The 21,784-nt window shown below is 47.0% G+C and carries 18 protein-coding genes and 5 pseudogenes; all 23 read left to right on the top strand.

All coding sequences use genetic code 11. The annotated features are described in order from the left end of the window. Positions 1–206 precede the first annotated feature (206 nt). The 23 genes and pseudogenes from D368_RS04605 (at position 207) to ylqF (ending at position 21,766) form a co-directional block, all read left to right on the top strand. The gene (locus D368_RS04605) at positions 207–569 is read left to right on the top strand and encodes an Asp23/Gls24 family envelope stress response protein (protein WP_003154327.1); all 363 of its coding nucleotides are present in this window, start codon (positions 207–209) and stop codon (positions 567–569) included. A 15-nt stretch (positions 570–584) separates the two neighbouring features. After that, positions 585–2,251: pseudogene (locus D368_RS04600) on the top strand (DAK2 domain-containing protein). A gap of 142 nt (positions 2,252–2,393) precedes the next feature. Next, positions 2,394–3,056 carry an L-serine ammonia-lyase, iron-sulfur-dependent subunit beta gene (gene sdaAB / locus D368_RS04595; protein ID WP_003154325.1) on the top strand — a complete coding sequence of 221 codons (663 nt, stop codon included), beginning with the start codon at positions 2,394–2,396 and terminating at the stop codon, positions 3,054–3,056. Positions 3,057–3,076: 20 nt separating this feature from the next. Beyond that, positions 3,077–3,979, top strand: coding sequence for an L-serine ammonia-lyase, iron-sulfur-dependent, subunit alpha (gene sdaAA, locus D368_RS04590; protein WP_012117539.1), 903 nt, complete (start codon positions 3,077–3,079; stop codon positions 3,977–3,979). Continuing rightward, the gene (gene recG / locus D368_RS04585) at positions 3,957–6,005 is read left to right on the top strand and encodes an ATP-dependent DNA helicase RecG (protein WP_015417457.1); all 2,049 of its coding nucleotides are present in this window, start codon (positions 3,957–3,959) and stop codon (positions 6,003–6,005) included. The genes sdaAA and recG overlap by 23 nt, the downstream gene beginning before the upstream one ends. A gap of 106 nt (positions 6,006–6,111) precedes the next feature. After that, positions 6,112–6,678 (top strand): transcription factor FapR, encoded by a 567-nt coding sequence (gene fapR, locus D368_RS04580; protein WP_003154320.1) that lies wholly within the window; start codon positions 6,112–6,114, stop codon positions 6,676–6,678. A 13-nt stretch (positions 6,679–6,691) separates the two neighbouring features. Then, positions 6,692–7,690: a phosphate acyltransferase PlsX gene (plsX, locus tag D368_RS04575; protein ID WP_007409758.1), complete on the top strand. Its 999-nt coding sequence runs from the start codon at positions 6,692–6,694 to the stop codon at positions 7,688–7,690. A gap of 18 nt (positions 7,691–7,708) precedes the next feature. Continuing rightward, the gene (gene fabD, locus D368_RS04570; RefSeq protein WP_015417458.1) at positions 7,709–8,662 is read left to right on the top strand and encodes an ACP S-malonyltransferase; all 954 of its coding nucleotides are present in this window, start codon (positions 7,709–7,711) and stop codon (positions 8,660–8,662) included. Continuing rightward, positions 8,655–9,395 (top strand): 3-oxoacyl-[acyl-carrier-protein] reductase, encoded by a 741-nt coding sequence (gene fabG, locus D368_RS04565; RefSeq protein WP_003154312.1) that lies wholly within the window; start codon positions 8,655–8,657, stop codon positions 9,393–9,395. The genes fabD and fabG overlap by 8 nt, the downstream gene beginning before the upstream one ends. 84 nt (positions 9,396–9,479) lie before the next feature. After that, the gene (gene acpP / locus D368_RS04560; RefSeq protein ID WP_003154310.1) at positions 9,480–9,713 is read left to right on the top strand and encodes an acyl carrier protein; all 234 of its coding nucleotides are present in this window, start codon (positions 9,480–9,482) and stop codon (positions 9,711–9,713) included. A 138-nt stretch (positions 9,714–9,851) separates the two neighbouring features. Continuing rightward, positions 9,852–10,600, top strand: a pseudogene (gene rncS / locus D368_RS04555) (ribonuclease III). A gap of 101 nt (positions 10,601–10,701) precedes the next feature. After that, positions 10,702–14,259 (top strand): annotated as a pseudogene (gene smc, locus D368_RS04550) (chromosome segregation protein SMC). Between the two features lie 19 nt (positions 14,260–14,278). Further along, positions 14,279–15,268 carry a signal recognition particle-docking protein FtsY gene (ftsY, locus tag D368_RS04545; RefSeq protein ID WP_003154301.1) on the top strand — a complete coding sequence of 330 codons (990 nt, stop codon included), beginning with the start codon at positions 14,279–14,281 and terminating at the stop codon, positions 15,266–15,268. 81 nt (positions 15,269–15,349) lie between these two features. Further along, complete coding sequence (locus tag D368_RS04540; RefSeq protein ID WP_128574587.1) at positions 15,350–16,120, top strand: phosphotransferase family protein; 771 nt, start codon at positions 15,350–15,352, stop codon at positions 16,118–16,120. Between the two features lie 127 nt (positions 16,121–16,247). Beyond that, on the top strand, positions 16,248–16,580 hold the full coding sequence (locus D368_RS04535; protein WP_003154299.1) for a putative DNA-binding protein: 333 nt from the start codon (positions 16,248–16,250) through the stop codon (positions 16,578–16,580). Positions 16,581–16,593: 13 nt separating this feature from the next. Then, positions 16,594–17,933: pseudogene (gene ffh, locus D368_RS04530) on the top strand (signal recognition particle protein). A 104-nt stretch (positions 17,934–18,037) separates the two neighbouring features. Then, positions 18,038–18,310: a 30S ribosomal protein S16 gene (rpsP, locus tag D368_RS04525; RefSeq protein WP_003154296.1), complete on the top strand. Its 273-nt coding sequence runs from the start codon at positions 18,038–18,040 to the stop codon at positions 18,308–18,310. Further along, the gene (locus D368_RS04520) at positions 18,310–18,555 is read left to right on the top strand and encodes a KH domain-containing protein (RefSeq protein WP_007611392.1); all 246 of its coding nucleotides are present in this window, start codon (positions 18,310–18,312) and stop codon (positions 18,553–18,555) included. Before rpsP ends, D368_RS04520 begins: the two co-directional genes overlap by 1 nt. Before the next feature lie 90 nt (positions 18,556–18,645). Next, complete coding sequence (locus tag D368_RS04515) at positions 18,646–19,032, top strand: YlqD family protein (protein WP_003154291.1); 387 nt, start codon at positions 18,646–18,648, stop codon at positions 19,030–19,032. A gap of 4 nt (positions 19,033–19,036) precedes the next feature. Further along, entirely contained in the window at positions 19,037–19,561 is a 525-nt protein-coding gene (gene rimM, locus D368_RS04510; protein WP_003154290.1) for a ribosome maturation factor RimM, read from the top strand. Beyond that, positions 19,558–20,289, top strand: coding sequence for a tRNA (guanosine(37)-N1)-methyltransferase TrmD (gene trmD / locus D368_RS04505; RefSeq protein WP_003154289.1), 732 nt, complete (start codon positions 19,558–19,560; stop codon positions 20,287–20,289). Before rimM ends, trmD begins: the two co-directional genes overlap by 4 nt. Before the next feature lie 140 nt (positions 20,290–20,429). Beyond that, positions 20,430–20,777 (top strand): 50S ribosomal protein L19, encoded by a 348-nt coding sequence (gene rplS / locus D368_RS04500; RefSeq protein WP_003154288.1) that lies wholly within the window; start codon positions 20,430–20,432, stop codon positions 20,775–20,777. Positions 20,778–20,918: 141 nt separating this feature from the next. Beyond that, positions 20,919–21,766: pseudogene (gene ylqF, locus D368_RS04495) on the top strand (ribosome biogenesis GTPase YlqF). Positions 21,767–21,784 lie beyond the last annotated feature (18 nt).

Genomic DNA, 21,784 nt, shown 5'->3' with positions numbered 1-21,784 from the left:
GCTTTCGTTATACAATACTTTAAATAATTTACCACAGCTAAAAACCGTTTGCAACTATTGTTTCCCTTACTTTCAAGAAAAATCACTTGACATGTAAAACCAATCACATTTCCGCGCTGAAGGCCGCTGTCTGTATCTTTTCTTTTCATAATGGGATACATATAGTAGAATAATGATAACTCTATGCACCTGAAGGAGGAACCTGTGTGTCCATTGAAATGAAGACAAAATACGGACAGATTGATATATCCAACGAAGTCATCGCAATGGTTGCCGGAGGCGCTGCCATTGACTGTTACGGAATAGTGGGGATGGCCTCAAAAAACCAGATTAAAGACGGTTTGTCTGAAATCCTCCGGAGAGAGAACTTCGCAAAAGGCGTACATGTCCGTCAGGAAGCCGAACAAATACATATCGACATGTACATTATTGTCAGCTACGGCACTAAAATATCCGAAGTAGCCCACAATGTTCAGACGAAGGTAAAATACACAGTAAATCAAACAATCGGACTTGCAGTTGATTCTGTAAATATTTATGTCCAAGGCGTACGAGTAACGAACCCGTAGTGAGGAGGATGAGTATTGTCTAGACGAAACTTAGATGGGAGAGCTTTTGCGGCAATGATTCTGGCGGGGGCTGAGACATTGTCTCAAAACGCATCCGCGGTGGATGCGCTGAACGTGTTTCCCGTGCCTGACGGCGATACCGGAACAAATATGAATTTATCGATGTCATCCGGTGCAAGAGAGGTAGAGCACATTGACTCACCCGACATCGGCAAAGTCGGCATCGCCCTGTCAAAAGGCCTGCTTATGGGGGCGAGAGGAAACTCAGGGGTGATCTTGTCCCAATTGTTCAGAGGTTTCACAAAGAGCATTGAAAACAAAAACCAAATAGACGCCAAAGAATTTGCCGCAGCACTCCAAGCGGGAGTGGATATGGCATATAAGGCGGTCATGAAACCGGTTGAAGGAACGATTTTAACCGTGGCCAAGGATGCGGCTAAAAAAGCGGTCGCCTCGGCTAAAGAAGAAACCGATATCATTGCTCTCATGGAGGCCGTTATTGAAGAAGCCGAAGCGTCGCTGAACCGCACGCCGGATCTGCTTCCTGTTTTAAAGGACGTCGGTGTCGTTGACAGCGGCGGAAAAGGTCTGCTTTGTGTATATGAAGGCTTTTTGGCTGCTTTAAAAGGAGAGGCCGTACCGAAAAAAGCGGTTCTTCCGGCACTCGATGATATGGTGAATGCCGAGCATCATAAAAGCGCGCAGAGCATGCTGAGTACAGAAGACATTGAATTCGGATTTTGTACGGAAGTGATGGTGAGGCTGGATCAAGATAAACGGACGTTCAAGGAAGAGACGTTCAGAAACGAACTGAGCCGTTTCGGCGATTCATTGCTGGTCGTGGCTGATGATACGCTTGCGAAAGTTCATATTCATGCCGAAGAACCAGGGAACGTACTCAATCTCGCACAGCGTTACGGCGATTTGATTAAAATTAAAATTGAAAACATGAGGGAACAGCATACTTCAATCATCAGCCAAGAACATGATGAAAAAAGCCGGCCGGCGTTATGAAAGAAGCCCGCAAGCCTTTTGGCATCGTGACTGTGGCAATGGGAAAGGGCATTTCTGAATTGTTTACGAGCATCGGCGCTTCACACGTAATCGAAGGCGGCCAGACAATGAATCCGAGCACGGAAGATATTGTTGAAGCCGTTCAGTCTGTCAATGCGGAGACGGTTTTCATTCTTCCGAACAATTCCAATATTGTGATGGCTGCCAATCAGGCGGCGAGCGTGGCTGAAGAAAATGTCATTGTCATTCCGGCAAAAACGGTCCCTCAAGGCATGACCGCCCTGCTTGCGTTTAACCTTGACCAGCCGGCTGACGTAAATGAAGCCAATATGCTTGAGGCCATCCGGAATGTGAAAAGCGGACAGGTGACATATTCAGTCAGAGACACCCATATCGACGGCAAAGATATTAAAAAAGGTGATTTTATCGGCATTTTAAACAGTTCAATTATCGGCAGCGCCGAAGATCGGATAAGTGCGGCGAAATTGCTGCTGAATGAAATGATCGGGGATGAAGATGAAATCATCACCATCCTGTACGGAGAGGACGCGCCGGAAGAAGAAGCTGAGAAACTCGCTGAGTATATTGCAAGCGTCTGTGAAGATATCGAGGTTGAAATCCATAACGGCAGACAGCCTCTGTATCCATATATATTTGCGGCAGAATAGAAGGGCTTATCAGGCCCTTCTATTCTTATGCCTTTATTTACCTGCGGCAGTGCGGCAGTGTGCCTGCTTGCCAATTGAGAAATGTTCAATTAGTCTAAAGAAAAGCGCTGAATGAAGTGATGTTAAGGAGGAGCAAACCAGCATGAAGTATAGAAGCGTTTTTGATATTATCGGCCCGGTAATGATCGGTCCGTCCAGTTCACATACCGCAGGCGCCGCCCGGATCGGCAGAGTGGCCAGAAGCTTATTCAGGCGGGAGCCCCGCCGGATCGTTGTGTCTTTTTACGGATCATTTGCGGAGACGTATAAGGGTCACGGCACTGATGTCGCGATTATCGGCGGCCTGCTTGATTTTGATACATTTGATGAACGGATTAAAACAGCGATTCAAATTGCGGAAGAGAAGGGCATATATGTAGAGTTCCGTACAGAGGATGCCGTGCCCGTTCATCCGAATACGGCGCGCATCGTCATTTCTGATGATGAGGGAGAGCTTGCCCTTACCGGTATTTCCATCGGCGGCGGAAAAATAGAAATCACGGAGCTCAACGGCTTTGAGCTGCGTCTTTCCGGAAACCATCCGGCTATTTTAGTCGTTCACAATGATAAATTCGGCACGATTGCAGGCGTTGCCAATGTGCTTGCGAAATTCTCCATCAACGTCGGACATATGGAAGTGGCGCGTAAGGACGTCGGCCAGCTTGCGCTGATGACGATTGAGGTCGATCAGAATATTGAAGAAGAAGTGCTTGACGAGCTTTCAACACTTCCTAATATTATACAGGTTACTAAGATAGCTGACTAAAAAGTCAGGAGGAAAATGACATGTTTCGTAATGTAAAAGAATTAATAGAAATCACTCAAGAAAAACAAATTCCGATTTCGGAAGTGATGATCACCCAAGAGATGGAAGTGACGCAAAAAACGCGGGAAGAAATCTTTCAAGGAATGGAGCGCAATCTCTCCGTCATGGAAGCAGCTGTTGAAAAAGGGCTGAAGGGCGTCACGAGTCAGACCGGTTTAACAGGCGGAGATGCCGTGAAACTTCAGGCATATATCCAATCGGGAAGAAGCCTGTCGGGCAATCTGATTTTAGACGCCGTTTCTAAAGCTGTGGCGACAAATGAAGTCAATGCGGCGATGGGAACGATCTGCGCTACACCGACCGCCGGCTCTGCCGGGGTCGTGCCGGGAACGTTATTCGCCGTAAAGCATAAGCTGCACCCTACGACAGAACAAATGATCCGTTTTCTGTTTACAGCCGGCGCGTTCGGTTTTGTCGTAGCAAATAATGCGAGTATTTCAGGAGCGGCAGGAGGCTGTCAGGCGGAAGTCGGGTCAGCATCAGGCATGGCAGCGGCTGCGATTGTGGAAATGGCGGGCGGAACGCCTCAGCAATCAGCGGAAGCAATGGCGATTACACTGAAAAATATGCTCGGTCTCGTATGTGACCCGGTCGCCGGATTGGTAGAAGTGCCGTGTGTCAAACGAAACGCAATGGGAGCATCCAACGCAATGATCGCGGCGGATATGGCGCTGGCCGGGATTACAAGCCGCATTCCTTGCGATGAGGTGATTGACGCGATGTACAAAATCGGCCAGACGATGCCGACAGCACTGCGTGAAACGGGACAAGGCGGTTTAGCCGCGACACCGACGGGAAGAGAATTAGAGAAAAAAATTTTCGGAGGAGCGCTGAAATCAAGTGACACACCATCAGCAAACTAGTATAGCGGAAATTAAGGGCATTGGGCCGGAAACAGAAAAAACATTGCACGAACTTGGTATCTATGACATTTCTGATCTTCTGAATTATTTCCCTTACCGTTATGACGACTATGAGCTGAGGGATTTAGAAGAAGTAAAACATGAAGAAAGAGTGACGGTAGAAGGGAAGGTTCATTCAGAACCTTCTCTTACCTATTACGGCAAAAAACGAAACAGGCTGACATTCAGGGTGCTTGTCGGCAATTATTTAATTACCGCTGTCTGCTTTAACCGTCCCTACTTAAAAAAGAAACTGACGTTAGGTTCTGTCGTCACGATATCCGGGAAATGGGATAAACACAGACAGACCGTTTCCGTGCAGGAATTAAAAAACGGTCCTCATCAAGAAGATAAAAGCATTGAGCCTGTTTATTCCGTTAAAGAAAACGTCACCGTAAAAATGATGAGACGGTTTATTAAGGAAGCGCTGCAGCATCATTTGGACAGTGCGGCCGATCCGCTTCCTGAAAAATTGAGAATCCGCTACAAGCTTCCTGACTACAAACATGCCCTGCAGACGATGCATCAGCCTGAAACGCGGGAATCGTTACAGCAGGCAAGACGCCGGTTTGTTTACGAGGAATTCTTATTATTTCAGCTGAAAATGCAGGCGTTCCGTAAAGCGGAAAGGGAACAGTCAAAAGGCATCAGCCATGTGTTTCCTGCTGAAAAGCTCGCCGCTTTCACAGACAGCCTGCCGTTTTCGCTCACAACCGCACAGACGCGCGTGCTTCGGGAAATTACCGCTGATATGACATCCCCTTACCGAATGAACCGTCTGCTGCAAGGTGATGTCGGTTCAGGGAAAACGGCCGTCGCCGCCATCGCTTTGTACGCTGCGATTTTGTCGGGGTATCAGGGGGCATTAATGGTGCCGACTGAAATTCTGGCCGAACAGCATGCAGATTCTCTCGTATCGTTGTTTGCAAATGAAGATGTAAATATCGCGCTTTTGACGAGTTCTGTCAAAGGAAAGCGGCGCAGGGAGCTTTTGGAGCGGCTTGCTCTCGGAGAGATTGATATTTTAGTAGGGACCCATGCTTTAATCCAGGATGAAGTGGAATTCAAAGCGCTGAGCCTTGTTATTACGGACGAGCAGCACCGGTTCGGGGTCGAACAGCGCAAAAAACTCAAGAATAAAGGTCAGGATCCGGATGTGCTGTTTATGACAGCTACTCCGATTCCGAGAACGCTGGCCATTACCGTCTTCGGAGAAATGGATGTTTCCGTGATAGATGAAATGCCCGCGGGGCGAAAACAAATCGAAACGTATTGGGTGAAACACGACATGCTGGAGCGGATTTTGGCTTTTATAGAAAAAGAGCTGAAGCAGGGAAGGCAAGCCTATATTATCTGCCCGCTCATTGAAGAGTCGGATAAACTGGATGTACAGAATGCGATTGACGTATATAACATGCTGTCTGACGTTTACCGCGGTAAATGGAATGTCGGCCTGATGCACGGGAAGCTCCATTCTGATGAAAAAGATCAGGTGATGAGAGAATTCAGCGCCAATCAATGTCAGGTACTTGTGTCAACAACCGTCGTAGAAGTCGGCGTGAACGTGCCGAATGCGACGATTATGGTCATCTATGACGCCGACCGTTTCGGGTTATCTCAGCTCCATCAGCTCCGCGGCCGGGTCGGGCGGGGAGACCACCAATCTTTCTGCATCTTGATGGCAGATCCGAAATCCGAAACCGGGAAGGAACGGATGAGAATCATGTCGGAGACAAACGACGGCTTCGAGCTGTCTGAAAAGGACCTTGAACTGCGCGGCCCCGGTGATTTCTTCGGAAAAAAACAGAGCGGTATGCCCGAGTTCAAGGTGGCGGATATGGTTCATGACTACAGAGCTTTGGAAACGGCTCGCCAGGATGCGGCCAATCTGGTGTCTTCAAAGGCTTTTTGGAAAGATGACGAATACCGCATGCTGCGCGGTCAATTACTTTCAAGCGGCGTCCTGGAAGGGGAGAAATTAAGCTGATTCTGCAAAATTCGGCGGCTTTCAAAAAACAATCATTGCATTCCAATCTATGAGATTATATACTACTATTAGTACCTAGTCTTAATTGTCCGGATGGTGTTTACAGATGAGAAGAAGCAAGAAAGAACGCCAAAAATTATTGCAGCAGACGATCAAATCGACACCCTTCATCACAGATGAAGAATTAGCGGGGAAATTCGGCGTCAGCATTCAGACGATCCGTTTAGACCGCTTAGAGCTCTCAATACCGGAGCTGAGGGAAAGAATTAAAAACGTGGCAGAACAAACGCTTGATGATGAAGTGAAATCACTGTCTTTAGACGAAGTGATCGGTGAAATTATTGATCTGGAGCTTGACGGCCAGGCCATTTCCATATTAGAAGTAAGACGCGAGCATGTCTTCAGCCGCAATCAAATTGCGCGGGGGCATCATTTGTTTGCGCAGGCGAACTCACTCGCCGTAGCCGTCATTGATGATGAGCTGGCGCTGACCGCAAGCGCAAATATCCGCTTTACAAGACAGGTGAAAGAAGGCGAGCGCGTCGTTGCGAAAGCCAAAGTGACGGCAGTCGAAAAAGAAAAAGGCAGAACGGTAGTTGAAGTCAACAGCTATGTGGGAGAAGAAGTCGTGTTCTCCGGCAGCTTTGACATGTACCGTTCAAAACAATCATAAAGGTGGAGCATGCATGAGAATAGCTGTAGATGCAATGGGGGGCGACAACGCACCCAAAGCTGTTATTGACGGAGTAATGAAGAGTATTGAGGCATTTGACGATCTTCATATTACGCTGGTCGGTGACAAGACAACGATAGAATCACACTTGCCAACAACATCAGACCGCATCACTGTGTTGCACGCCGATGAAGTGATTGAACCGACGGATGAACCGGTCCGCGCCGTACGCAGAAAGAAAAACTCTTCTATGGTGCTGATGGCGCAGGAAGTGGCTGAAAACAGAGCGGACGCCTGCATCTCAGCGGGGAATACGGGCGCACTCATGACAGCCGGACTGTTTATCGTCGGCAGAATTAAAGGAATCGACCGGCCTGCGCTTGCGCCGACGCTTCCGACCGTTTCAGGCGACGGTTTCCTTCTTTTGGACGTGGGAGCCAATGTCGATGCCAAACCGGAGCATCTCGTCCAGTACGGAATTATGGGATCTGTATATGCCCGGCAGGTTCTCGGAATCAGCTCGCCCCGCGTCGGATTGTTAAATGTCGGCACGGAAGAAAAGAAAGGAAACGACCTGACAAAAAAGACGTTTGAACTATTAAAAGAAACAAACGTGAATTTTGTCGGAAACGTTGAGGCGAGAGACTTGCTCGAAGGCGCTGCTGACGTCATTGTCACAGACGGCTTTACGGGCAACGTCACGTTGAAAACATTGGAAGGTTCAGCGTTATCGATTTTCAAAATGCTGAAAGATACACTGACTTCAAGTTTTGTTTCTAAGCTCGCAGCGGGAGTGCTGAAGCCGAAGCTGATGGAAATGAAACTGAAAATGGACTATTCTGAGTACGGCGGGGCGAGTCTTTTCGGTTTGAAAGCGCCCGTCGTTAAAGCGCACGGCTCTTCTGACGCACGCGCTGTTTACCATGCGCTGCGCCAGGCGAGAGAAATGGTCAGCCAAAACGTGGCCGCATTTATAGAAGAAGAAGTAAAAGAAGAAAAAACAGATGAGTAGTCTGGAGGTTACCGCATCATGAGTAAGATTGCATTTTTATTTCCCGGACAGGGATCACAATATATCGGTATGGGAAAAGACCTGTACGAACGCGAAGAAGCGTCAAAACGTATTTTTGATGAAGCGGATGAAACGCTTGAAACAAAGCTGAGCTCGCTCATTTTTGAAGGCGACGCCGAAGAATTAACCCTTACATACAATGCGCAGCCTGCGCTGTTGACAACGAGCATCGCCGTATTGGAAAAGTTTAAAGAATCCGGCATCACGCCTGATTTCACCGCCGGCCACAGCCTCGGAGAATATTCGGCGCTTGTTGCGGCGGGAGCGATGACATTTAAGGATGCCGTTTACACGGTAAGAAAACGGGGAGAATTCATGAATGAAGCCGTGCCGGCCGGAGAAGGCGCCATGGCCGCTATTCTCGGCATGGATGCGGAGTCCTTGAAAAAGGTAACGGATCAAGTGACGGAAAACGGTCATCTCGTACAGCTTGCAAACTTGAACTGCCCCGGCCAAATCGTCATTTCCGGAACGGCAAAAGGCGTGGAGCTGGCTTCAAAAGAAGCGAAAAACAACGGAGCAAAACGGGCAATCCCATTAGAAGTAAGCGGACCGTTCCATTCTGAATTAATGAAGCCGGCAGCGCAAAAACTCGAGGAGGTGCTCAGCGCCTGTGAGTTAAAAAATGCGGCTGTTCCCGTGATTTCAAACGTTTCGGCTGACGTTATGACAGAAAAAGACGATATCAAGAAAAAACTGATCGAACAGCTGTATTCACCTGTTCGCTTTGAAGAAACCATTAACAAACTGATTGACGAAGGCGTCACGACGTTTGTTGAAATCGGGCCGGGAAAAGTGCTTTCAGGCCTTGTGAAAAAAGTGAACCGCCGCCTTAAAACAATCGCGGTTTCTGACCATGAAACCATCGAACTGGCGATTCAAACGCTGAAGGAGGAGAATCAGGATGCTTAATGAAAAAACAGCAGTGGTAACGGGAGCGTCCCGCGGAATCGGGCGGGCGATCGCGCTTGATCTTGCGAAAAACGGCTGTAACGTAGTAGTCAACTACTCCGGGAATGAAGCGAAAGCGAACGAAGTCGTAGATGAAATCAAATCTTTGGGCCGAAACGCGATCGCGGTAAAAGCCGATGTATCAAATTCCGAAGAAGTACAAAACATGATGAAAGAGGCTGTCGCTGCATTTTCTTCAATTGACATTCTCGTGAACAATGCGGGGATCACAAAAGACAATCTTCTGATGAGAATGAAAGAAAATGAATGGGATGACGTCATTAACATTAACTTAAAAGGTGTATTCAACTGCACGAAAGCCGTGACAAGACAGATGATGAAACAGCGCTCCGGCCGGATTATCAACGTATCATCAATCGTCGGCGTCAGCGGAAACCCCGGCCAGGCGAACTATGTGGCGGCAAAAGCCGGTGTAATCGGCTTAACGAAGTCATCAGCCAAAGAGCTTGCGAGCCGCAATATTACGGTCAATGCCATTGCTCCGGGCTTTATTTCCACAGATATGACGGACAAGCTTTCTAAAGAAGTCCAAGATGAAATGCTGAAGCAGATTCCGCTCGCGCGTTTCGGTGATCCTTCCGATATCAGCAGCGTTGTTACGTTCCTTGCTTCTGAAGGATCGCGTTATATGACGGGCCAAACCCTTCATATTGACGGCGGAATGGTGATGTAAAGATTTGTTTTTAAAATTTCATCCTAGTTTCTCTAGTTTTTTAAAAACGAATCCTCTATAATACTTGAGGGGAGGTGAATTGCTATGGCAGATACATTAGAGCGTGTAACGAAAATCATCGTAGACCGCCTTGGCGTTGATGAAGCTGACGTCAAACTTGAAGCTTCTTTCAAGGAAGACTTAGGTGCTGATTCCCTAGATGTAGTTGAGCTTGTTATGGAACTTGAAGACGAGTTTGATATGGAGATTTCTGACGAAGATGCTGAAAAGATTGCAACAGTCGGCGACGCTGTGAACTACATACAAAACCAGCAATAAGCTGATGCTAAAAGTCCCGCCTGACAGCGGGGCTTTAGCCCTTTAATCGTTCGGTTACCGGCGTCTGACGCTGTACGCGCTGCCGATTCCGTTTACGGCGGGGAGCGCGGTGAACCTGATGTGCCTATGGAGGTTACTATGTCAAAACACTCACATTTTAAAGATAAAAAAAGTTCTATAAAAAAATAGAGCAATTTAAAGAGTTCCAAGAACGGATTTCGGTTCATTTTCAAAACGAGAAACTTTTGTATCAAGCATTTACACATTCATCTTATGTGAATGAGCATCGGAAAAAGCCGTATGAAGACAACGAAAGGCTTGAATTTTTAGGTGACGCTGTTTTGGAACTGACGATCTCCCAATTCTTATTTGCCAAATATCCGGCCATGAGTGAAGGAGATTTGACGAAGCTGAGAGCCGCTATCGTATGCGAGCCGTCACTCGTCTCACTTGCCCACGAATTGTCATTCGGCGATCTTGTTCTCTTGGGAAAAGGAGAAGAAATGACGGGCGGCAGAAAGCGTCCTGCGCTTTTAGCGGATGTGTTTGAAGCGTTTATCGGCGCACTGTATCTGGATCAGGGCCTTGACCCGGTTCAGCAATTCCTGAAAGTGTACGTGTTCCCTAAAATAAACGATGGTGCTTTTTCTCATGTGATGGATTTCAAAAGCCAGCTTCAAGAATTTGTACAGCGGGACGGAAAAGGATCGCTTGAGTACAAAATTCTCAATGAAAAAGGGCCTGCCCACAACCGGGAATTCGAGGCGCTGGTCTCTCTTAAAGGTGAGGCGCTCGGTATCGGGAACGGACGTTCCAAAAAAGAAGCCGAGCAGCATGCGGCACAGGAAGCTCTTGCAAAATTGCAAAAACATCATACGAAACAATAAAATCCCCCTGTATCCCTAGGGGGATTTCAGTATGTCTGCGCCTGATATAAGCGGGTGATTATGATAATATTGAGATACTTATACGATAAGGAGGATCTGGGATGTTCCTCAAACGTTTAGACGTTATAGGATTTAAATCATTTGCAGAACGGATATCCGTTGACTTTGTAAAAGGCGTCACGGCCGTTGTCGGTCCGAACGGCAGCGGAAAGAGCAACATTACCGAAGCCATCCGCTGGGTGCTCGGCGAACAATCAGCCCGCTCGCTTCGGGGCGGAAAAATGGAAGATATCATTTTTGCGGGAAGTGATTCGCGCAAGCGGTTGAACCTTGCCGAAGTCACGTTAACGCTTGATAATGAAGATCATTTTCTCCCGATCGATTACCACGAAGTCAGCGTGACGAGACGGGTGTACCGTTCCGGAGAGAGTGAATTTCTCATCAACAATCAGCAGTGCCGTTTGAAAGACATCATTGACTTATTTATGGACTCCGGGCTCGGAAAAGAAGCATTCTCTATTATCAGCCAGGGGAAAGTCGAAGAGATTCTCAGCAGCAAAGCGGAAGACCGCCGCAGTATTTTTGAAGAAGCGGCCGGCGTGCTGAAATATAAAACAAGAAAGAAAAAAGCGGAAAACAAACTGTTTGAGACGCAGGATAACTTAAACAGGGTGGAAGATATTCTCCACGAGCTTGAAGATCAGGTCGAACCGCTGAAAATCCAGGCTTCAATCGCCAAAGACTACTTAGAAAAAAGAAAGAGCTTGAGCATGTCGAAATTGCCCTTACCGCCTTTGATATCGAAGAACTGCATGGCAGATGGTCGGGTTTAAAAGACAAGGTGCAGGCTGCTAAAGAAGAAGAATTGGCGGAATCATCGGCTCTATCCGCAAAAGAAGCGATGATAGAAGAGACGAGAGATAAAATCCACGCGCTTGATGAATCCGTCAACGAACTGCAGCAGGTTCTGCTCGTGACAAGTGAAGAGCTGGAAAAGCTGGAAGGCCGGAAAGAAGTGCTGAAAGAGCGCAAAAAAAACGCCGCGCAAAACCGGGAACAGCTTGAGGAATCCGTTACACATTACACGAACAAAGAAGCCGAACTGAAAGCGGACATTGAAAAACAGTCTGCCGTCTATGATAAGCTGCGTGCGGAAGTGAAGCGGTTAAACGCCCAAGTGAAAGAAAAGCAGCAGGCTCTCAGTCTGCATAATGAAAATGTAGAAGAGAAAATTGAACAATTAAAAAGCGATTACTTTGAATTGTTAAACAGCCAGGCGTCGATTCGCAACGAGCTGCAGCTTTTAGATGACCAGATGTCCCAATCTGCGGTCCAGCAGGCGAGACTGACCGCAAACAATGAAAAATATCTTGAAGAACGTAACGATATTACAGTCCGCAAAGCGGCGTGCGAAGAAGAATTGGCTGCCGTTGAAGAGGATATTCACAATCAGGTCGTCCGCTTTCGCGAAGTCCAGACAGCATATGAACAGAAAAAACGCCAATATGAAAAGAAAGAATCAGCGCTGTATCAGGCATATCAATTCGTCCAGCAGGCCAGATCCAAAAAAGATATGCTTGAAACGATGCAAGGCGATTTTTCAGGATTTTACCAAGGCGTAAAAGAAGTGCTGAAGCAGAAAGAGCAGCTCGGCGGCATCCGCGGCGCCGTTCTCGAACTGATTGCCACCGAACAAAAATATGAAACGGCGATCGAGATTGCACTCGGCGCAGCGGCGCAGCACGTTGTCACAGACGACGAGCAGGCGGCGCGGAAAGCGATTCAATATTTAAAACAGAATTCCTTCGGCCGTGCGACGTTCCTGCCGCTTACGGTTATGAAACCGCGCCAGCTCCAAACCCGTGATGAACAGACGGCTCAGAAGCATCCGTCTTTCCTCGGCACAGCGAGCGGGCTTGTCACATATGATGCCGCGTATCGGAATGTCATTCAAAACCTTCTCGGCACCGTGCTGATCACTGAAGATTTAAAAGGCGCGAATGAACTGGCCAAGCTTCTCGGGCACCGCTACCGCATCGTGACGCTTGAGGGTGATGTCGTCAATCCAGGCGGATCAATGACAGGCGGCGCGGTCAAAAAGAAAACAATTCTCTGCTCGGCAGAAGCCGTGAGCTTGAGACGGTGACTGCGCGGCTTGCCGAAATGGAAGAAAAACAGCTCTGCTCGAAAAAGAGGTCAAAACGCTGAAGCAGGCCATTCAAGAGCTTGAACATACGCTGAGCGGTCTCCGTGAAGACGGTGAATCTTACAGAACAAAGCAGCAGGATGTAAAAGGCAGGCTGTATGAACTCGAAGTCGCTGAAAAGAACATCAATACCCATCTGGAGCTTTACGATCAGGAGAAAGCATCACTGACGGAAAGCAGCCGGGAAAAAGAGACGCGCAAATCAGCTCTGGAAGAACAGCTGAGTGAGGCATCCGGCCAGCTGAAAGAGCTTGAGGAAGAGATGGAAAGGCTGACAAAACAAAAGCAGACCCTATCCTCAACAAAAGAAACGCTCTCTCATGAACTGACGGAATGTAAAGTGGCTGCTGCGAAAAAAGAACAGGCTTGTTCGAGTGAAGAAGACAACCTCAAAAGGCTGAAAAAAGAGCTTGAAGAAACGCAGCTCGCTCTGAAAGAAACACGGGAAGATTTAAGCCTCCTGACCTCAGAGATGACGTCCAGCACAAGCGGTGAGGAGCAGCTTGAAGAAGCAGCCCATCATAAGCTTCACGATAAAACGAGAACGATCGAATTGATCGCCAGCCGGCGCGATCAGCGTGTGAAGCTACAGCGGGCGCTTGATACGAACGAGCTTGAGCTGAAAGAGATGAAGCGTCTGTACAAGCAAAAAACGGACATTCTGAAAGATGAAGAGGTAAAACTCGGCCGGATGGAAGTTGAGCTTGATAATCTCTTGCAGTATTTACGCGAGGAGTACAGCTTATCCTTTGAAGGGGCAAAAGAACAATATCAGCTTGAACTCGAGCCTGAAGAGGCGAGAAAACGGGTCAAACTGATCAAGCTTTCAATTGAAGAGCTCGGAACGGTCAATCTCGGCAGCATCGATGAGTTTGAAAGAGTAAACGAACGGTATCAGTTTTTAACAGAGCAGAAAAATGACCTGACGGAAGCGAAAAACACACTGTTTCAAGTCATTGAAGAAATGGATTCTGAAATGACGAAGCGATTCCATGAAACGTTTATCCAGATCCGTTCTCAATTCAACGATGTGTTCCGTTCTTTATTCGGAGGAGGACGGGCTGAACTGAAGCTGACTGATCCGAATGATCTTCTTAATTCCGGGGTGGACATTATCGCGCAGCCTCCGGGCAAAAAACTGCAAAACTTAAATCTTTTGTCAGGGGGAGAACGGGCGCTGACTGCCATTGCCCTTTTATTCTCTATTCTGAAAGTAAGGCCCGTGCCGTTCTGCGTCCTTGATGAAGTGGAAGCTGCGCTTGATGAAGCCAATGTATTCAGGTTTGCGCAATATTTAAAAAAATACAGCGGCGACAGCCAGTTTATCGTCATCACCCACAGAAAAGGCACCATGGAAGAAGCGGATGTCCTCTACGGTGTTACGATGCAGGAATCCGGCGTTTCCCGAATGGTTTCGGTCAAACTGGAAGAAACAAAAGAATTCGTTCAGTAACGAGGAAAGAGGTTGAAAGATGAGCTTTTTTAAAAAATTAAAAGAGAAAATCACGAAACAGACAGACTCCGTCTCTGAAAAATTTAAAGATGGTCTTGAAAAAACAAGAAATTCCTTCTCAAATAAAGTGAACGAACTCGTCTCCCGCTACCGGAAAGTCGACGAGGATTTCTTCGAGGAGCTTGAGGAGGTGCTGATTGGCGCTGACGTAGGTTTTACAACCGTCATGGAGCTGATTGATGAGCTCAAGAAAGAAGTGAAGCTGAAAAACATCCAGGATCCTCAGGAAGTGCAGTCCGTCATTTCTGAAAAGCTTGTCGACATTTATAACAGCGGCGACGAACAGATTTCTGAATTAAATATTCAGGACGGGCGTTTGAACGTTATTCTGCTTGTCGGGGTAAACGGCGTCGGAAAAACGACAACGATCGGAAAACTTGCCCATAAGCTGAAGAATGAAGGCAAATCCGTTGTGCTCGCTGCCGGAGACACCTTCAGAGCCGGGGCGATTGAACAGCTTGAAGTGTGGGGAGAGCGTACAGGCGTGCCTGTCATTAAGCAGGCTGCCGGAAGCGACCCTGCGGCGGTTATTTATGATGCCGTACACGCGGCTAAAGCAAGAGGAGCGGATGTGCTGATTTGTGATACGGCCGGCCGCCTTCAGAATAAAGTTAACTTAATGAAAGAGCTTGAAAAGGTCAAACGCGTCATCGAACGCGAAGTGCCTGAGGCTCCGCATGAGGTTCTCCTTGCGCTTGACGCGACGACAGGCCAGAATGCGATGGCACAGGCGAAAGAATTCTCCAAAGCGACGAATGTGACGGGTATCGCATTAACGAAGCTTGACGGCACCGCAAAAGGCGGTATCGTCCTGGCGATCCGCAATGAGCTTCACATCCCCGTGAAACTGGTCGGCCTTGGAGAAAAGGTTGACGATCTCCAGCGGTTTGATGCAGAATCTTACGTATACGGTCTCTTTTCGGATTTAGTTGAAAAAGCCGAGGATTAATGAATAAAAACGAGTATAAAAGGGACGGTTTTATACTCGTTTTTTATACGCATTGATAGATCGGAATGGAGGGGGCAGTTGTTGGACAAATGGCTTAAAGCTGAATTGGAAAGTAAGATCGGCGCGATAAACCATATGTCGCTGCTGGATGAACAGGGAGGCACTTCAACCGTTCGAAAAATAGTGACCGGCCAAGACGCATTTCTGCTGAAAAGTTCTTTTCAACAGAAGTATCGGGAATGGTTAATGAGAGAAGCCTTCGTTTTACAACAACTGACGGAAACTCGTCGTCTGCCTGTTCCTATTTATTATGGGATGATACAGGAACAGCATGCCAGCCATATCATCATGTCATTTGAGGATGGAATCACCCTGACTTCGGCTTTAAGAAAAGCAAAAGGGGATACTGAAAAGAAAAAGCTGATCAAAAGTTTCGGCCAGTTTCTGCAACGGCTGCATGAAACCGAAATGGTCTCTGGTTTACAGCCGGAAACAGACTGGCTCGATCTGCAAATCAAACGAGCCGCGGAATATGTCAAAAAAGGACAAGCTGAAGGAAGTGCAGAGCTTTTGAAGGATTTGGACAGGTACAGGCCTGTTCCTGTTCAGCAGACAATGATTCACGGTGACTGCACGACTGATAATGTGCTGGTGAAAGACGGAGAGGTCTATCTGTTTATCGATGCTGCGGGAATATCGGCGGGAGATCCGCGATATGATGAATCATTAGCGATCAGTCGTTTTGTCACAAATGAAGCATGCCTCAATGCTTTTTACGAAGGCTATTGCCGCTATCGTGTATCAAAACAAGAATTCGAGTATTTTAACGACGGTCTGTATGAATTTTTTTGAAAACACTTATTCTTATTATGTAAAAAGAGCATCATGCTTTGACAAGATAAAAACTTGACACACGCTCTGAAACCATGTAAACTAAGTTTTTGTAAAGGGATTTGACTTAACAAAGGGGAGAGCTCAAATGTCGCTCGAAAAAACGACGAGAATGAACTATTTGTTTGACTTCTATCAGTCGTTGCTGACGTCAAAACAAAAGAGCTATATGTCGCTTTATTATCTGGACGATTTCTCCCTTGGTGAAATAGCCGAAGAGTATGACGTTTCAAGGCAAGCCGTTTACGATAACATCAAACGGACTGAAGCGATGCTTGAACAATATGAAGAAAAACTGCTCCTTTTTAAAAAGTTTCAGGAGCGTAAAGAAATGTTTACAAAGCTGAAAGAGCTTGCTTCCGGCTTGCAGGAAGAGGAAAAAATGACGGCTCTGATTGAAGCGCTTGAGAAATTAGATTAGGAGGCGGCAAACAATGGCATTTGAAGGATTAGCCGACCGACTGCAAAAGACGATTTCAAAAATCCGCGGAAAAGGAAAAGTCAGCGAACAAGACGTAAAAGAGATGATGCGTGAAGTCCGTCTTGCGCTTCTTGAGGCTGACGTTAACTTTAAAGTCGTAAAGGATTTTGTGAAAAAAGTAAGTGAACGGGCTGTCGGACAGGACGTCATGCAGAGTCTGACACCCGGTCAGCAGGTTATTAAAGTCGTAAAAGAAGAGCTTACCGAGCTGATGGGCGGCGAAGAAAGCAAAATTGCCGCCGCCAAACGCCCGCCGACCGTTATTATGATGGTCGGGCTCCAAGGTGCCGGTAAAACGACAACCACGGGGAAGCTTGCCAACCTGCTGCGCAAAAAACATAACCGCAAACCGCTGCTCGTGGCTGCGGATATTTACCGCCCCGCCGCGATTAAACAGCTGGAAACACTGGGGAAACAGCTTGATATGCCGGTCTTTTCGCTTGGCGATCAGGTCAGCCCGGTGGAAATTGCCAGACAGGCGATTGAAAAAGCGAAGGAAGAGCATCATGATTATGTGATTTTAGATACCGCCGGACGGCTGCACATCGATCATGAACTGATGGATGAGCTCTCCGGTGTAAAGGAAGTCGCAAATCCTGAGGAAATTTTCCTTGTCGTCGACTCAATGACCGGTCAGGATGCGGTAAACGTCGCCAAAAGCTTTAATGACCAGCTCGGTTTAACGGGCGTCATTTTAACAAAGCTTGACGGGGATACCCGCGGAGGTGCGGCGCTTTCTATCCGCGCGGTCACCGAAACGCCGATTAAATTCGCCGGAATGGGAGAAAAGCTCGATGCTCTTGAAGCGTTCCATCCTGAACGGATGGCATCCCGGATTCTCGGAATGGGTGACGTGCTGACGCTGATTGAAAAAGCTCAGGCGACCGTTGATGAAGACAAAGCCAAAGAGCTTGAGCAGAAAATGAGAACGATGAGCTTCACATTGGATGATTTTCTGGAGCAGCTCGGCCAGGTCCGAAACATGGGGCCTCTTGACGAACTGCTGCAAATGATGCCCGGCGCAGGCAAAATGAAAGGCTTAAAAAACATCCAAGTCGATGAAAAACAGCTGAATCATGTGGAAGCGATCATTAAATCAATGACTGTTCTTGAAAAAGAACAGCCGGATATTATTAACGCCAGCCGGCGGAAGCGGATTGCCAAAGGAAGCGGAACATCCGTTCAGGAAGTCAACCGTCTTTTAAAGCAGTTTGAGGAAATGAAAAAAATGATGAAGCAGATGACCAACATGTCAAAAGGGAAGAAAAAGGCTTTAAATTACCTTTTATGTAATCGGTTATACATGATAAAACCGTTGTTAAGAAAAACACTTTACAAACACTTTTATCATTGTTAATATACTATCTTGTTGAAATATTTTCGGAGGTGCTAGTAAAATGGCAGTAAAAATTCGTTTAAAACGTATGGGAGCAAAAAAATCTCCTTTCTATCGTATTGTTGTAGCAGATTCTCGTTCACCGCGTGACGGCCGTTTCATCGAAACAGTCGGCACATACAACCCGGTTGCAAAGCCGGCTGAAGTGAAAATCAACGAAGAGCTTGCTCTTAAATGGCTGCAAACAGGAGCTAAACCTTCTGATACAGTCCGCAACTTGTTCTCAAGCCAAGGAATTATGGAAAAATTCCACAACGCTAAACAAGGCAAGTAATGACTGATCAGAACTTGGAAGATTTGATTGTCAGCATTGTGGCTCCGCTTGTCGACCATCCGGAAGACATAACGGTCACAAAGGAAGAGACTGATCAAAAGATTGCGCTGCGCTTATCTGTCAATAAGTCAGATACCGGTAAGATTATCGGAAAGCAAGGCCGGACTGCAAGAGCGATTCGAACCGTCGTTTTTGCAGCTGGCGCACAGTCTTCTAAGAAAGTTCAATTTGAAATATTTGACTGAAAAAGGGAGAGGGCCGGCACCTCCCCTTTTTTTACACGTAAAAAAGGCAAATGAACAGAAATATGTTGGAAGAGTGGGGAGTCTGGTCCTATGCAGATTATTCACAGGGTAACCGTTATGCAGGTTCTGACCGAGCAAAGCAAGGAAAAGCTTTTGGCCTCTTTTGCAGAAAAAAAGCAAACGCTTGAACGAGAATGCAGCCAGCTCTATTTTCAGCTTAGAAAACATGAAAAAGATCAGCAGAATCCCGATGTAGCGGAATCTTTTAAAAAAGCCATTGAAAAAAGACAAGACAAAATCAAAATGATCGATTTCCAAATAAGCCAGACAGAGTCGCTCCCGCTTGGAAGCGAAGTGAAGGAAAAGGAGATCGATGCGCTGCTTTCAATCAATGTCGGTGATAACTGGCATGAAAAAACAGCGGCAAATACCATCGTCATAAAAGACGGGGTAGTAATTGAAATCCGCCCGAGGTGATAATATGACAAACAGATGGTTTAATGTAGGCAAAATTGTAAATACCCACGGCATTAAAGGCGAAGTGCGGGTCATTTCTAAAACGGACTTCGCCGAAGAACGGTACAAGCCCGGCAATACGCTCTATTTGTTTGCGGAAGGGGCTGCGGAGCCAATCAAAGTAACGGTCAGCGCCCACAGGCTTCACAAACAGTTTCACCTGCTGCAATTCAAAGAAATGCCGAGTCTCAATGAAGTCGAACACTTAAGAAACATGGTGATCAAAGTCCCTGAAGAAGACTTGGGAGAGCTTGAAGAAGATGAATTTTATTTTCATGAAATCATCGGCTGCGAGGTTGTGTCAGAAGACGGGGAACTGATCGGCACAGTGAAGGAAATCTTGACGCCCGGGGCTAATGACGTATGGGTGGTTGCAAGAAAAGGCAAAAAAGATGCGCTCATTCCGTATATTGCTTCTGTGGTAAAGGATATTAATATAAATGAGAAGAAAATTAAGATTCATGTAATGGAAGGGTTAATAGACGAATGAAAATCGACTTTTTAACACTGTTTCCCGAAATGTTTCAAGGGGTGCTCGGCTCATCCATTCTGCAAAAAGCACAGGAAAAAGAGGCTGTCCGTTTTGACGTCATCAATTTCCGGGCTTTTTCGGATAATAAACACCAAACGGTTGATGATTACCCGTACGGCGGGGGAGCCGGGATGGTGTTAAAGCCGCAGCCCGTATTTGATGCGGTTGAAAAGCTGACAGCCGGTACGGACGCCAAGCCGCGCATTATTCTCGTCTGCCCGCAAGGTGAGCGTTATACGCAGAAGAAAGCCGAGGAGCTGGCGGAAGAGGAACATCTCATGTTTATTTGCGGACATTATGAAGGGTATGATGAACGGATCCGGGAACATCTTGTCACTGATGAAATCTCCATCGGGGATTTTGTGCTGACCGGGGGAGAGCTCCCTGCCATGATGATTGCCGACAGCGTTGTCAGGCTTTTGCCGGGCGTCCTCGGAAAAGAAGCATCCCACGTGGAGGATTCCTTCAGCACGGGGCTTTTAGAGCATCCGCACTATACGAGGCCAGCAGATTATAAAGGCTTAAAAGTGCCTGAGACCCTTCTGTCCGGCAACCATGCCAAAATACAAGAATGGCGCAATAAAGAATCAATCAGAAGAACCTTTTTAAGACGTCCGGATCTTCTTGAAAACTATCCTCTCACTGATGAGCAAAGAAAATGGATTTCCGAGTGGGAAAACGAATAGATTCTATTGCGCAGGTGATGAAGATATGATAAGATACTACTTGTGGCTTAAGGAGGCTTATCCTTCAGAAGCTTGAAAACGATGTTCCGCTGTGCCTTGCAGTTGTGGCCAAGAGCATCTGTTGGAAGGAGTTGAAAACGATGCAAAAACTAATTCAAGATATCACAAAAGAACAGCTTCGCACTGATCTTCCTGCGTTCCGTCCTGGTGACACTTTACGTGTACACGTAAAAGTTGTTGAGGGTAACCGTGAGCGTATCCAGATCTTCGAAGGTGTTGTGATCAAGCGTCGTGGTGGTGGAATCAGCGAAACGTTCACAGTTCGTAAGATTTCTTACGGTGTTGGCGTTGAACGTACATTCCCTGTACACACACCAAAAATCGCGAAAATCGAAGTTGTACGTTACGGTAAAGTACGTCGCGCTAAGCTTTACTACCTGCGTGAACTTCGCGGAAAAGCGGCTCGTATTAAAGAAATCAGACGATAATGATAACGAACGAAAAGAGCTTGTTACCCGTAACAGGCTCTTTTTTATATGAAATTTGTAAAAGCGGAACAAGCAACGTAAAATACATAAGAGATCATCGGAACATCCGGTTCCGGTAAATAAGGCAGGTGTCGAAGTCACATGACCATTCAATGGTTCCCGGGCCATATGGCTAAAGCGAGACGGGAAGTAACAGAAAAACTGAAATTAATTGATATCGTATACGAATTGGTGGATGCGAGAATCCCGATGTCATCGAGAAATCCGATGATTGAGGAGATTTTAAAAAATAAGCCGCGCATTATGCTTTTAAATAAAGCCGATAAGGCGGATGCGGCTGTGACTGCCCAGTGGAAGGACCACTTTCAGGAACAGGGCATTCCCTCTCTTTCAATAAACTCCGTTAACGGGCAGGGACTGCATCAAATCGTGCCGTCCTCGAAAGAGCTGTTGAAGGATAAGTTCGATAAAATGAAAGCAAAAGGCATTAGGCCGAGAGCAATCCGCGCATTAATCATCGGCATTCCGAATGTCGGCAAGTCTACGCTCATTAACCGGCTGGCCAAAAAAACATTGCCAAGACGGGAGACAGGCCCGGCATTACCACTTCACAGCAGTGGGTAAAGGTAGGCAAGGAATTAGAGCTGCTCGATACACCGGGAATTTTATGGCCTAAATTTGAAGATGAGCTTGTCGGCTTGCGCCTGGCGATCACCGGGGCGATTAAAGATACGATTATCAACCTGCAGGATGTGGCTGTTTTCGGGCTGCGCTTTCTGGAAGAGCATTATCCCGACCGTTTGAAGGAGCGCTACGGACTTCAGGAAATCCCTGAGGATATCGCCGCTCTTTTCGACGCGATCGGTGAAAAACGCGGCTGTTTGATGGGCGGCGGAATGGTTGACTATGATAAAACAACGGAAGTCATCATTCGGGACATCCGTACGGAAAAATTCGGCAGGCTTTCATTTGAAGCACCATCAGAATAAAGACGCGCAGCGATGCGG

This window comes from Paenibacillus lentimorbus NRRL B-30488 (assembly GCF_000411595.1).
In the GTDB taxonomy this organism is placed as follows: Bacteria; Bacillota; Bacilli; order Bacillales; family Bacillaceae; genus Bacillus; species Bacillus velezensis.
Note: the sequence above shows the minus strand (reverse complement) of the source record. Positions and strands in the feature narration are given on the sequence as shown.